This is a genomic window from Clostridium brassicae, from assembly GCF_026738875.1.
GTDB classification, from domain to species: Bacteria; Bacillota; Clostridia; order Clostridiales; family Clostridiaceae; genus Clostridium_H; species Clostridium_H brassicae.
In genome coordinates this window covers 286,647-299,548 of record NZ_JAPQFJ010000001.1, presented here as the reverse complement: position 1 = coordinate 299,548, position 12,902 = coordinate 286,647, and the positions used below count along the sequence as shown (strand labels likewise).

Below are 12,902 nucleotides of genomic sequence, written 5' to 3'. Positions count from 1 at the left end.
CTACTTGTATTTTGATATCCTTGAAAATAGAACCTTATAAAAAAGACGTAGATAAATTCGCTTTTAACAAATTAACCTACGCTTATTTAAACTTTCATGAAATTTAGATACACTTCTCAAAAATTCTTTATCAATATTTTAAGATTCTTATATATGGTAGTAAGATACTAATATTAAGTTTTTATTTAGAACTAGTCTAAATGTATATGACAATATCCTTCTGGATTTTTCTTTAAATATTTTTGATGATATTCTTCAGCATCATAAAAACATTCTAAAGGCTCTATTTTAGTAGCTATAGACTTTTCATAATTTTTTTGTTCCTGGTCTTTACTCTTTGTAATTATATTTAAATCTTTCTCATCTAAATAAAATATGCCTGTTCTATATTGACTCCCCATATCATTACCCTGTTTATTTACTGATGTTGGATCTATTATACTCCAAAATTTACTTAACAATTCTTCTAAAGATATAATTTTTTCATCATACTTTATGTAACAAGCTTCTGCGTGGCCTGTAGTTCCAGTGCACACTTCCTCATATCTAGGATTTTCTTTTATTCCATTTGCATAACCAACTTTTGTTTCCAATATCCCCTGACTTCTTGATATATATTCTTCTACTCCCCAAAAACATCCTCCAGCTAAAACTATTTCCTTCATAAATAATACCCCCTATTTTTTATAATTTAATAGACTTTTTCAGTTTATTAAATTGATATATTTGCATATTTTTACATTTATACAAATTTAATTATACTATATTCATCTCCATATTTTAATATTTATATTAATAAACTTTATGGATTTCAATTTATATTCCATATAAATATTAAATTCTTTATTCTAAATGTAAAAAGCTGTTAACAAATTATATTTGCCAACAGCCTAAATTTGTCTATATAAAATATATAGGCAAATTATCATATCACTAATTAAATAATAAAAAATTTAGTTATATACCATAATCAATGTTTTTACCATTAGGTATAGAATCTATAATGATTTGAGGTACTTTCAAAATTTTTTTCCAATCAAAATTACAATACTCCATAACAGAAGGTGCAGTAATGAAATGTTTTTCACCATTAGTCAAAAGGTAAGTATTGTTATTACCAGTTATAAGACATGCATTATTAGATATGTCTGGACCAGTCGAAATACTATTTAGTTCATCATCATGTAATTGTATTATAGTCTTCCAATTTTTGAATAAATTGTTAAATGTATTAGCATTTGGCACAAAGCATTTATAACCACCATTCCACACAAAATAAACATTACAAGCTGATCCTTTAATTAATTTACCATTAAGTCCCAGATGTGGTGTTGCATTATAAGAATCTAATTTAGTACTAGAATTAGACACACAATAATTTTTTCCATTATCAAAAAAATTTTCATCAACAAAATTATAAGAATTCATAAGGCTCTCCTTTTAATCACTTTATTTCAATAAATATTTTATTCGTAGTTTATATATTGTAGTACTATATAAATCCAATATTTTATTGATATTTTTTATTTTCATATTATTTTTTAGGAAATAATATCCTTACTGAATAACTTTAATAGAATACAATTTACATGATTGTCTCATATCATAATATATGTTAGTATTAATCCATAAATATGATATAAATATATTTTTTTATATTTATGTATTTAATTACATTATTGTGGAGGATTTGCATGTATATATTTATCATAATTATAAAACTTATTTCTATTAAATTATGTTATGATATTGCAAAGAAAAATAATTATAATATTACATTATGGACTGTATTAGCTATATTTATCGGTTGTTTTGCTCTGATTATATTACTCATAATAAATAGACGTAATAAAAGAGGTACTAAATGGGAACTAGCATTATTGATTATGTTGATAATAATAACCATAAGTTCATTTATATATTGCAAACCTACAAATATTGAAAAAACCTATTATGGTAATATGTTGGATGGGAAAAAAATTATAAAGAAAAATGTTTCTATAAATATAGATGGAAAGATATATAAAGATTTGACCGGTGATGAAAAGATAGATGCTACTATGAACTTTTGTAATAAAAAATATATAATCAATATTTTAGTAACAAAAGATGATGATCATTATACAGTTTTTCCTATAAACGAAGAAAACCACATAGAACTAAGTCCCATTTATATATCTAAAGATTTTAATTCTATAAATATAATTTTTGATGATTCAAATAAAGATTACAGTGGTTATACAATCTCTGCTACTAGTAGTGAATAGCTCTTACTTATTTTATTGTATTAAGAAAATTGCATAATTAAAAACTTCAAATGTGTAATGCAATTTTCTCTATTTTGGATTTTCACCATTAAATTACCCCATAATTCATTTTTCTTATGAATTATGGGGTAATTTAATTTCATTATATATTAAGCATTATAATCTTAGTATATTAGTATATATGTTGTATTAATTTTCCCCTTACCCACACCTCAATTTAATTAATAAATTAGTACTTGGTAGTTACATTTACAATCTAATTGTACTCTTGTTACAATTATGAGCATAATTTGTTGTAGTGGAATCGAACCACAGGCCTGCTCCAGACGCTCCATAAGTTCAACTTTCCCTGTTGACGGGTTGTACTCACCTTCATTAATTAAATTTACCATCTTAATTAATTATAATAATTCTATTGTCCAGTTTTTAGCTTGGATATATGTTATTTTAAAATTATAAAGTTCTCATATATAGTACTTATACAATATATAAGCTACACTATTACCTTTTTAAATATTAATTATGCTATTTTTATTTACTATTATATATAAAAATGATATAATAGCTATACTAATTACTTATACATATAAGATATATGTATGTATATATTATATATATGCTACATTATTAACTTATTAAATATTCAACTGTGCTACTCTTATTTACTATTTTATATATAAGTGATACAATAACTGTACTCATTACTAATATTTATCATAAAAAGGGGCGATTAAAATGACCAATGAAGAATTAAAAAAACTAGTCTGCAAAACTATTGATGACAATGCAGAAAAACTTATAGCCTTAGCTAAAAAAATTGATGAATCTCCAGAGCTTGGTTTTAAGGAAAACAAAACTTCACAAATTGTAGCAAATTTTTTTGAGGAATTGAATCTTCCTTACAAAAATAATTTAGCTATAACAGGTGTGAAAGCAAAATTAAAGAACTCTTCAGAAGGACCTAATGTAGCTATTCTTGGTGAATTAGATGCCGTTCTTTGTCCAACTAGTTCTAAAGCAGATCCTTTAACAGGAGCAGCTCATGCATGCGGCCACAATCTACAACTTACAGCAATGATGGGAGCGGCTTTAGGATTAAAATTATCTAATATTGCAGACAAGCTTCATGGCAATGTAACATTTATGGGAGTTCCAGCTGAAGAATTTATAGAAATTGAATATAGAGAAAAACTTCATAAAGAAGGTAAAATTCATTTCTTTGGTGGAAAACAAGAACTTATATACCTTGGTGAATTTGATGATGTAGATATTTCTATGATGATGCATTCTGATAAAAATACACCTGAAACTAAAGTATCTGTTGGAGATACAAGCAATGGCTTTATGGCTAAAACTATTCAGTATATTGGCAAAACTGCTCATGCAGCTGAAGCACCTCATGAAGGCGTTAATGCTTTAAATGCAGCAATGATAGGCCTCATGGGAATAAATGCTCTTAGAGAAACTTTTATAGATGAGGATCATGTAAGAGTTCACCCTATTATAACAAAAGGTGGAGATACAGTTAATAGTGTTCCTTGTGATGTTAGACTTGAAACTTATGTTAGAGCTAAAAGCATGAAATCAATAGAAAACACTCACATTAAAGTAGATAATGCTTTAAAAGCTGGTGGTTATGCTGTAGGAGCTGAAACCATCGTAAAAACAATTCCAGGTTATTTACCTTTAAACTGCTCTAAAGATTTAAATAACTTGTTTGTAGATAATGCTTTAAGTATATTGCCAAAAGAACAAGTAGTAAATGCTGGGCATTTTGGTGCTTCAACAGATATGGGAGATTTATCTCATATAATACCTACAATACATCCTTTTATAGGTGGAGTTGACGGTGCGCTTCATACAGAAGATTTTCATGCAGTGGATTATTCTTCTGCTGCTTTATTACCTGCTAAATTATTTGCTATGACTATAGTAGACCTATTAAGTAATGAAGCTGAAAAAGCTAAAGAAATAAAGTCAAATTTCAAACCTTTATTAACTAAAGAAGAATATGTAGCTATGATGGAAAACTATTTTAGCTAATTTATTCATATTATACAAAAGAAATGGGGGCAAACAAATGAAAAATTGGAAACTTCATGGGATAGTTCTTATCCTTGTAATCATCTCAGAACTCATAGGGGCATTTAACTTTAAATGTGGTCCTGGAACTATTGTTTTATTACCTATGCTTTACGCTCTAATAATAGGTATATTCTTAACACCTAAATTTTTAAAAGTAGCAAATGAAAAAGATATGTCTGATGCTGGAAGCTTAATAACAGTAACCCTAATGTTACTTATGGCTCGTTATGGAACTTTAATAGGTCCAAGCTTACCTAAAATAATAAAAGCTGGTCCCGCACTTATCCTTCAAGAATTTGGAAATATAGGTACTGTTTTTCTTGGAATACCTTTAGCTGTGTTTCTTGGACTAAAAAGAGAGTCTATTGGAGCTGCTCACTCTATAGCTCGTGAACCAAACGTTGCTCTAATCAGCGATGTTTACGGTATGGAAGGTCCTGAAGGTCAAGGAGTTATGGGCGTATATATTTGTGGTACAGTTGTTGGTACTTTATTTTTCGGCGTAATTGCAAGTTTTTTTGCCGCGTACTCACCACTACATCCATATTCTTTAGCTATGGCTTCTGGAGTTGGAAGTGCTAGTATGATGACTGCATCAGTAGGTTCTTTAAGCTCTATGTATCCTCAGATGAAAGACACCTTAGCTGCTTTTGGTGCTGCAAGTAATATGCTATCTGGTCTTGACGGACTATATATGTCTTTATGGTTATCCCTACCACTCTCAGAATGGCTATATAAAAAATCTTATAAACTTAAATATGGAACTTTACCTGAAACAAAAGTAAAGGAGGATAACTAATGAAGACAAAAGATACTTTATTCATAATGGTGATAGTAGGTGTTTTATCCTTAGTAGGTAATTTAATTGGTTATAAAAATGGAATTATGGAATCTATTCCTGGAATGATAATACTTGTTGCAATTTGTGTTTGCGGAGTACTTTTAACTAAAGTTATTCCTGTTAAAATTCCAAGTGTAGCATATATAGTTTTAATTGGCTCACTTTTAACATTCCCTGGTTTTCCATTTGCAGCAGTTGTTTCAGATTATGTAAAAAAAGTTAGTTTCTTATCTTTAACAACTCCAATACTTGCTTATTCAGGCATTTCAATTGGAAAAGATTTGGATTCTTTTGCAAAAATCGGTTGGAAACTAGTATTGTTATCCTGCTTTGTATTCATAGGTACTTATTTATCATCCGCTATTATTGCTCAATTAATTTTAAAATCTATGGGACAAATTTAATAATTTTAAATATTACTTAGTTTCACCCAATAATTTATAAAAACTTAAATAGATGATAGTTATAAAATATACCTAAAAAAGCCCTAGTATACCTAGAGCTTTTTTTATCTCAATCATAAATATATTTTATGAAAATCCTTCTATATTCTTCTTATATTCATCTGCTACTATCCCTTATTCAGTTTACTAAATATTTCTTTAGTCTGTTTTATATGAACTCTTCCTTCAGCATATTAAGCATATCTTGTTTTTCTCTTGTAAATCTATTGTATACACTTTGCTTAACTCTATCAGAGCTACTTCTAAAATAAATATTAACTTTCTGACGCTCATTGTATAAATCATTTATAATATTTGCATCACTATTATTTAAATTTAATTTAGAAAATATGGATGAAGCTCCCCCTGTACCATGCTGAACTACAGTAGACCATAAACTTTCTTTTAAAGCATTGCTCCTTGTATTTATATCAAAGCCAAACTTAGATTTTAAAATTTGTGCAACTTTATCATAGTAATGTTCTTTTACATAACTTTGTTGAACCTTCATAAATTGCTCTCTATTGTTTGAAGCTATACTAGTCCATGCAGCATCAAAATTTTTACCAAATTTATTGCCATCCCTACTCTTCGCTTCTAAAAGTTTAGATGCAAACTTCCCATTATTATCTTTTAACCAATTTATAAAATCATCCAGAGAACCTGTTTTTGCTGAAAATTGCCATGCTCCATAAGATTTTCCACCATAATCTCCTGGAGTATTGCTAATTGTTCCTGGATTTACGTTTGATTCATATTTAGAAGCCTTTACACCTAATACGCTAAAATCAATATCTATTCCTTTATTATGAGTTTGCAAAGATGTATCATTATAGTTAGTAGTTCTCATAAGTGAATTAAAATCACTTAAAGTTCCTAAACCATCAGATGAGCTTAAAGGGTCTTGCTGTGCTAAGGCCGTTGTTAAATACTCTTTCATCATGGAGTTACCTGAACTTTCCATCATTTGATTCATCATTATTTCAAAAGCCAGAGTTTGCATTTCTTTATTAAAACTTTCTGTATCATTTGATAATTTTCCATCATTATTTAAACTATTTTTTGCTTGAGCCATATAGGCTTTTAAAAATATGTTGCTAATATTGTTTCCAGAGAAACTCATAACTCTCTCCCCGCTTTATATAAATTTTTCAATTATACTTTTATCGTATAAAAAAAATAAAAGTTTATACAATTTATATTTTTTATTCTTATTACTATTGTTTTTTAAGTTTTAATATCTAATTTTAAATAACAAAGTTTCACTAACATTATAAAATGTATCCTTGCCTAATGTAAAGATGAATATATTATAAATACCATTTTTATAATTTTATAATAAGTGATTATATATTTATCTTATAGTTTTACATAAATTACCATTATATTTAACTATTTATTAACATATCTAACAAGCAGTAGATATAATACACAGTATATTGTATTATATTTAAGTAACAAATTTTTAAAATAAAGGTGCATATTATGAAAAAACCTAAACTAAAATCTAAAATATTTAAATTTTTTCTATTAGAATTACTGTTTTGCAGTATAACTACACCTATTACTGTGTTTTATGGTCCTTTTAATAATGTAAGAAATACATTAGTTGGAATGTCCATGACAACACTAAATCATAGATGGATTGCAAAGCTTTTTTTATCAGATAAAAAAATTCAAAGCATATTAAGTGAAAATTGTATTGAAACAATAGCTCAATCTAAAGAAAATATAGATAATATAGATATAAACTCTGATAATAAAAATAATATTGAAAGATATGATATTGAAGAGTCAGGATTTAAAGGATACCTTCTTGTAATTAGCAACCCTAAAAAAGTTAAAGTAGGATATGCTGAAAAGTTAGGTGAAGTTGGACAAACTACTAGTGAAATAGCTAAACGTTTTAATGCCATAGCAGCTGTAAATGGTGGTGCTTTTTCAAACGGAACTACAAATGCAGGTACTGGTGCTATTCCTCTAGGAGTAATAATGTCAAACGGAAAATTAATTAAAAGTACAATTAAGCAAAATGAAAAAACAGAAATTATTGGTATAACTAAAAAAGGTAAACTACTTGTGGGCGAATATACTTTAGAAGACCTAGAGGATTTAAATTGTAGTGAAGCCTTATCTTATGGCCCAGCTTTAATTGTAGATGGTAAAAAAGTTAAAATAAAAGGTGATGGTGGATGGGGATCTGCTCCTAGAACTGCAATAGGACAAAGAAAAGACGGTAGTATTCTTCTTCTAGTTATAGATGGTACAGTAGTTAAGCGACTTGGGGTTACTATGCCTGAACTGCAAGATATTTTATATGATCGAGGTGCATGTAATGCAGCTAATTTAGATGGTGGATCATCTGCTACTATGTATTTTCAAGGAAAGGTAATTAACAATCCTTGTGATAGTACAGGAGAACGTTCTATCCCTTCAGCAATATATGTGCAACCCTAAATTGGAGGCGAGTATATGAAACACACAAAAAAATCAAATAAAAAGAAAAGAAATATTGTTTTTTTTAAAAAACTATTTATATTTGTAACTTTTGGACTAGCTGTACAATTTTCTGTTTTATATTACATAAATAGTTTTTTATTGGTGAAAAGAGATGTATCTAAAGATATGGTTTTAAAAAAAGTTGTTAATACCGCCAGCACTAATAACACTGACATACAAATAGATCTCCCTAATGATATAGAAAATCTTCAGGTCTCCTATGATAGTAGTTATATTAGCTATATGGATAATGATAATTTTAAAGTTATTGATACTAATACCGGAGCTGAAAAAACATTAGATATCCCAAGATCAGGACATGTATCTTGTTATAGGTGGATACCTAATAGAAATAAACTATACATAGCTATTAAGGAAAAACTAAAAAAGAGTAGTACATTCACTTTTTTTTCTTATAATGCTGACAATAATCACATGGATGAAGTTAAACGTGATGATGAAAATATAAAAATAGTATCCAATACAAGATCAGAAATTGATGATATAAATTCGTCACCTCTAACGGGTATTGTTTTCCTAAAACTAAAAAATTCAACTTCTCATAATTCTTTATATAAAATAGATAGGATGAACCATCTATATAAGTTGGATGTAGATAATACTAATATTAGTAATATTTCGTTATTGTTAAATAACGATGCTGTAGTTTATGAAACATTACCTAATCATAAAGTTTATATTTTAAATAAGAAAGATACTAGCAGAGTTAAAATTAAAAACTCCAAAGAATTAACACTAATAAATACTGATAAAAACGATACCATTTACTTAGGAGAATTATCAGATAATAAGATATCAACTATATATTATAAAAAATTAGATGATATTAACACAACAGATTGGACTGAACTAAAATTACCCCATGAAGTAAATAAAAAAGATCTTTATCTAATAGATAAAGATACTATATATATTAATGATTCATTAAAAGGTACCTTAACAGAAATAAATACTAATAAGCAACTAACATATAAAGGAAAACTACTTGGCATATATGACTCAAAAATAGTATGTAATGTTGATTCGAAACTTTTAAAAATTAATATTAAATAATAGTAGCAGCCAGTTTATTATAAAAACTATAAAACTGGCTGCTACGCAAACCCTAATTCATTTTTAAATTCATTGTCTACTGCCTTAATCACAAAACGATCCTTCCTAATTACCTCTGCTTCAATTTCAATTGCACTTAAATACACTTTAATTGTTCATCTGGTAAATCTAAAATTTTATTTCCAACTTATCTTAATTCTTTGAGACTTTGACTCCTAAACTCTCAATTACTTTTATGATTGAATCTTTTGAGCCTTTGACTCCTAAATTTTTAAACTTTTAACTATCTTTAATTCTTTAATTCTTTAATTCTTTAATTCTTTAATTCTTTAATTCTTTAATTCTTTAATTCTTTAATTCTTTAATTCTTTAATTCTTTAATTCTTTAATTAATGATTTTGAGCCTCTGACTCCTAAATCCTTTACTTATTTTTAAAACCTTCGAACCTTTGACTCCTAACATAAATTCCTCTGAGTCTTTGACTCCCATTTTTTTTGCTTTACTTCTTTAACTACCAAACTCTTTGAGCCTTTGACTCCTAAATTAATTTTACTCTTTCATGCTTTTACTCTTAATTCTTAATTCTTAATTACTTTGATAACTCTAACTAGTTTTAATGAATTAGGATTTGCAAGAAGAGTTTTTCTTCTTGTTTATATTATAGCATGGTTTAATAAAAATTAAAACCCTTTTTCTGAATTTTCAGTTTTTTCATTTTTTGTTATACTATGTTTTTTAAATTAATGTTTTTTATTTATCCTAAAACTTAATTTAACTATATAAATTATAATTCCTAGATAATTTAAAAGGGGTTGTCTCTCACTCTAGAAACTACTTTCTATTTCGAGGCACCCCCTACACTACAAATGCTGTCCACAAAAAGGGCAAAATATAATTTTTCCAGATAAACCTTCTAATTTATTACCACAATATGGACAAAATCTTAACTTTTTATCATCAGTTTGTTTACATTGCAGAATTTCTACTAATTTATCTGGATTTATAGGAGTTTGAATAACTCCATCCACTCCTTTTTTCTTATACTCATCTATATTGAGTTTATTACTAGAAGACAATATACAAACTATATCCTTATTAATGCTTTTTATTTTTTTTATAAGCTTATCTCCTGTTGTTTCTTTCATTATTAAATTAACAATAACAATATCAGGATCAAGCTCCTCGCTCATTTTTAATGCTTCATATTCATCACCTAATTCAACACCATATCCCAATTTTATAAGTAAGTCTTTTATAACAATTTTCTCAAATTTACAATCATTAATGAGAAGTACTCTCTTCAACCTATCATCACCTCCATTATTTATATAAATTATTATATTACTTTATTAAATATTGTATATAATACAGTATTATATACTTTATAATTGTAGAATTATGCAATATTTATATTAACAAAATAAATCATATACTAACTATATTTTCTAAATTCCTATATAAAAAGGGGGGCAAAATACTATTAAAGAATATCATATATCAACTTTAGTTTCTAGGTTATAATAATACCCCTTAACAAGTAGTGATATTATTAATATATTATATAAACTCTAATTTTTCTCATTTACAATTGATATTTTTTTCTTATGTTTAGAACACTATAAATGTCCTTAAAATAAAATTTTTATTTATATTAACGAATAAAAGGTGCCTCCTGATTACAAAGGGCATCTTTTAGCCATTGAGGATTCATTGGTAAAATATCAGATGGCAAATCATCTATTGGGAAATAACGTAACTCAAGAGTTTCAGGTGAAGAACAAGATATTTGTCCACCTGTTACCTTTCCCTCAAAATATATAGTTATAAAATGTGTTGTAATGCCATTAGGATACTTAAATACTTGAGACTTTGGATCCGAATAAACTCCTATCAATCTGTTGATTCTAATATTTAGCCCTGTTTCTTCCCATACTTCTCTAATAGCGGCTTCTATTACTGTTTCACCTGCTTCTACATGTCCAGAAGGAATTCCCCAAAGGCCTACATCTGAACGTTTTTGTAATAAGACTCTATTTTCTTCATCAAAAATAATTATAGCAACTCCTGGCCAAATATTATCAATTTGTTGTGTCATTTGTATTACTCCTCTCAAATTAAAAATTTTGTTGTACACTCAAAAGCTTAATACATTGACATAAAAATACCCTTTAATATAGCATTAGTGTATATTACTACATTATTCTATGTATATACATTATTTTACTCTATTATATGTGAAATGTAAATTTCAAATAGCTTATCCATTAATAAAATAAGTATCATATTTAACACACTCTGTATATAAATTTATACTCTATTCATATCTATACTAAACTTAGAATTATTTTAAAAAGTATTTTACCCCTGGAGTAATCCAGGGGTGTGTTCTATAAAAATATATTTTTCATTTCTTCATATTTTTCATGGGTAAGAAGCGCATCCTTATCAGTGTTTCTAAGTTTTGCAATATATGTCCATCTTCCGTAAGGGTATATTTTTTGTATCATAGAAAGATTAATAATGTATGATTTATGACTTCTAAAAAATTGTGTTTTATCAAGTTTTTCTTCTAAAGAACTTAAAGCTTCAGAAGTTACATAATTATTATCTATAGTATATATAACTGTACTCCTGTCTTCCCTTTGAATCATAATTATATCTTTTATATCTACAAAACTTAGACCCTCTTTATTTTTTATCAAAATTTTGTCTAATCCTTTTTCATGACGAATTATTTTGTTTATGGATTGTTCTTCTTTTAATTTATTAATATCTTTGATTTTTTGAAGTGTTTGATAAATTCTCTCTAATTTAAAAGGCTTTACTATATAGTCAAAGGCATAAAGTTCAAAAGCTTCTGACATATATTCATTGTAACCTGTTGCAAATATAATAATAATTTTAGGATCTATATCAGCTATTTTCTTTGCACATTCTACACCACTCTGTTTTGGCATTTCAATATCGAGAAATACTATATTAGGACGAGTTTCTTCTACAAGTTCGATGACATCTTCTCCATCTTCAGCTTCCCCCACTATTTTAAATCCATCAATTTTTTCTACAGCTTTTCTTAAAACTGTCCTCATGCCAAACTCATCGTCACAAATTAATACCTTTAGATCCAATTTTTACGCCTCCTTCTACTTTTGGCTTTAGGCTTATCTAAAATTTCAGAATATATTAAGGAATTTCTTAATGCCTCTGTATTAAAGTTCAGATTGCTACTAACTACTTCATCATTATATATCTCTTTATTTGGTTCAATATCATAATATAAATTATTGTGACTGCTTTGTTGATTATCACAGACTAAGCCATCTTTACCAATTTGCTTAACATTGTAAACCTCAAGTAAATTATTATCTAATCCTAAATTTCCAACCTTACTTGAATAATTTACTTGTTCCTCTTGATTTACTTCATATAATTGATTTTTTTCATCCTCTAGTTTTTCTTGGCTCGTTTGATTCCAGTCAGATACTTCATTCCACTTATCTACTACCTTCCATTCCTTTACTTCATTCCATTTATCTTCCCCATCTTCACTTTTGCCAGACGTTTCATATACAAATCTATCATCACTTTCTTCACCTTTAAATTTTTTCTTAGATGATTTAGTTAAGAACCCTAATATACCTTCTAATAGCTCTCCTATAATATCCATAATTAATTCCATAAATTAATCACCA

General features: G+C 27.4%; 13 protein-coding genes. 6 read left to right on the top strand and 7 right to left on the bottom strand.

The genetic code is table 11. The features are described from left to right. Positions 1-191: 191 nt before the first annotated feature. The gene (msrA, locus tag OW729_RS01420; protein WP_268059613.1) at positions 192-665 is read right to left on the bottom strand and encodes a peptide-methionine (S)-S-oxide reductase MsrA; all 474 of its coding nucleotides are present in this window, start codon (positions 663-665) and stop codon (positions 192-194) included. Positions 666-957: 292 nt separating this feature from the next. Further along, positions 958-1,428, bottom strand: coding sequence for a hypothetical protein (locus tag OW729_RS01415; RefSeq protein WP_268059612.1), 471 nt, complete (start codon positions 1,426-1,428; stop codon positions 958-960). 266 nt (positions 1,429-1,694) lie between these two features. On the opposite strand from OW729_RS01415, the gene OW729_RS01410 reads away from it, so the two are divergent. From OW729_RS01410 to OW729_RS01395, 4 genes are all read left to right on the top strand, one after another. Next, the gene (locus OW729_RS01410; protein ID WP_268059611.1) at positions 1,695-2,267 is read left to right on the top strand and encodes a hypothetical protein; all 573 of its coding nucleotides are present in this window, start codon (positions 1,695-1,697) and stop codon (positions 2,265-2,267) included. Positions 2,268-3,002: 735 nt separating this feature from the next. Continuing rightward, entirely contained in the window at positions 3,003-4,310 is a 1,308-nt protein-coding gene (locus OW729_RS01405) for an amidohydrolase (protein WP_268059610.1), read from the top strand. Positions 4,311-4,347: 37 nt separating this feature from the next. Beyond that, positions 4,348-5,151 (top strand): DUF3100 domain-containing protein, encoded by an 804-nt coding sequence (locus OW729_RS01400; RefSeq protein WP_268059609.1) that lies wholly within the window; start codon positions 4,348-4,350, stop codon positions 5,149-5,151. Further along, positions 5,151-5,597 (top strand): DUF340 domain-containing protein, encoded by a 447-nt coding sequence (locus tag OW729_RS01395; protein WP_268059608.1) that lies wholly within the window; start codon positions 5,151-5,153, stop codon positions 5,595-5,597. Before OW729_RS01400 ends, OW729_RS01395 begins: the two co-directional genes overlap by 1 nt. Before the next feature lie 208 nt (positions 5,598-5,805). Here the strand turns inward: OW729_RS01395 and OW729_RS01390 are convergent, their stop codons facing one another. Next, positions 5,806-6,759, bottom strand: coding sequence for a VgrG-related protein (locus OW729_RS01390; protein WP_268059607.1), 954 nt, complete (start codon positions 6,757-6,759; stop codon positions 5,806-5,808). A 362-nt stretch (positions 6,760-7,121) separates the two neighbouring features. Between OW729_RS01390 and OW729_RS01385 the strand changes: the two genes are divergently transcribed. Together OW729_RS01385 and OW729_RS01380 are read left to right on the top strand one after the other, a co-directional pair. Continuing rightward, positions 7,122-8,093 (top strand): phosphodiester glycosidase family protein, encoded by a 972-nt coding sequence (locus OW729_RS01385; RefSeq protein WP_268059606.1) that lies wholly within the window; start codon positions 7,122-7,124, stop codon positions 8,091-8,093. Positions 8,094-8,108: 15 nt separating this feature from the next. Continuing rightward, positions 8,109-9,209, top strand: a complete 1,101-nt coding sequence (locus OW729_RS01380; RefSeq protein ID WP_268059605.1) for a hypothetical protein — start codon at positions 8,109-8,111, stop codon at positions 9,207-9,209. An 861-nt stretch (positions 9,210-10,070) separates the two neighbouring features. On the opposite strand, the gene OW729_RS01375 is transcribed toward OW729_RS01380, so the two are convergent. From OW729_RS01375 to OW729_RS01360, 4 genes are all read right to left on the bottom strand, one after another. After that, positions 10,071-10,514 (bottom strand): response regulator, encoded by a 444-nt coding sequence (locus OW729_RS01375; RefSeq protein ID WP_268059604.1) that lies wholly within the window; start codon positions 10,512-10,514, stop codon positions 10,071-10,073. A gap of 347 nt (positions 10,515-10,861) precedes the next feature. Then, the gene (locus tag OW729_RS01370) at positions 10,862-11,305 is read right to left on the bottom strand and encodes an NUDIX domain-containing protein (RefSeq protein WP_268059603.1); all 444 of its coding nucleotides are present in this window, start codon (positions 11,303-11,305) and stop codon (positions 10,862-10,864) included. 292 nt (positions 11,306-11,597) lie between these two features. Then, positions 11,598-12,338, bottom strand: a complete 741-nt coding sequence (locus tag OW729_RS01365; protein ID WP_268059602.1) for a LytR/AlgR family response regulator transcription factor — start codon at positions 12,336-12,338, stop codon at positions 11,598-11,600. Next, the gene (locus OW729_RS01360) at positions 12,329-12,889 is read right to left on the bottom strand and encodes a hypothetical protein (RefSeq protein WP_268059601.1); all 561 of its coding nucleotides are present in this window, start codon (positions 12,887-12,889) and stop codon (positions 12,329-12,331) included. The genes OW729_RS01365 and OW729_RS01360 overlap by 10 nt, the downstream gene beginning before the upstream one ends. Positions 12,890-12,902 lie beyond the last annotated feature (13 nt).

Bases quoted from the DNA above. Each gene is read 5' to 3' on its own strand.
- OW729_RS01385 (WP_268059606.1), top strand. From the start codon at position 7,122: ATGAAAAAACCTAAACTAAAATCTAAAATATTTAAATTTTTTCTATTA.
- OW729_RS01400 (WP_268059609.1), top strand. From the start codon at position 4,348: ATGAAAAATTGGAAACTTCATGGGATAGTTCTTATCCTTGTAATCATC.
- OW729_RS01380 (WP_268059605.1), top strand. From the start codon at position 8,109: ATGAAACACACAAAAAAATCAAATAAAAAGAAAAGAAATATTGTTTTT.
- msrA (WP_268059613.1), bottom strand. From the start codon at position 665: ATGAAGGAAATAGTTTTAGCTGGAGGATGTTTTTGGGGAGTAGAAGAA.
- OW729_RS01415 (WP_268059612.1), bottom strand. From the start codon at position 1,428: ATGAATTCTTATAATTTTGTTGATGAAAATTTTTTTGATAATGGAAAA.
- OW729_RS01370 (WP_268059603.1), bottom strand. From the start codon at position 11,305: ATGACACAACAAATTGATAATATTTGGCCAGGAGTTGCTATAATTATT.
- OW729_RS01395 (WP_268059608.1), top strand. From the start codon at position 5,151: ATGAAGACAAAAGATACTTTATTCATAATGGTGATAGTAGGTGTTTTA.
- OW729_RS01405 (WP_268059610.1), top strand. From the start codon at position 3,003: ATGACCAATGAAGAATTAAAAAAACTAGTCTGCAAAACTATTGATGAC.
- OW729_RS01360 (WP_268059601.1), bottom strand. From the start codon at position 12,889: ATGGAATTAATTATGGATATTATAGGAGAGCTATTAGAAGGTATATTA.
- OW729_RS01410 (WP_268059611.1), top strand. From the start codon at position 1,695: ATGTATATATTTATCATAATTATAAAACTTATTTCTATTAAATTATGT.
- OW729_RS01390 (WP_268059607.1), bottom strand. From the start codon at position 6,759: ATGAGTTTCTCTGGAAACAATATTAGCAACATATTTTTAAAAGCCTAT.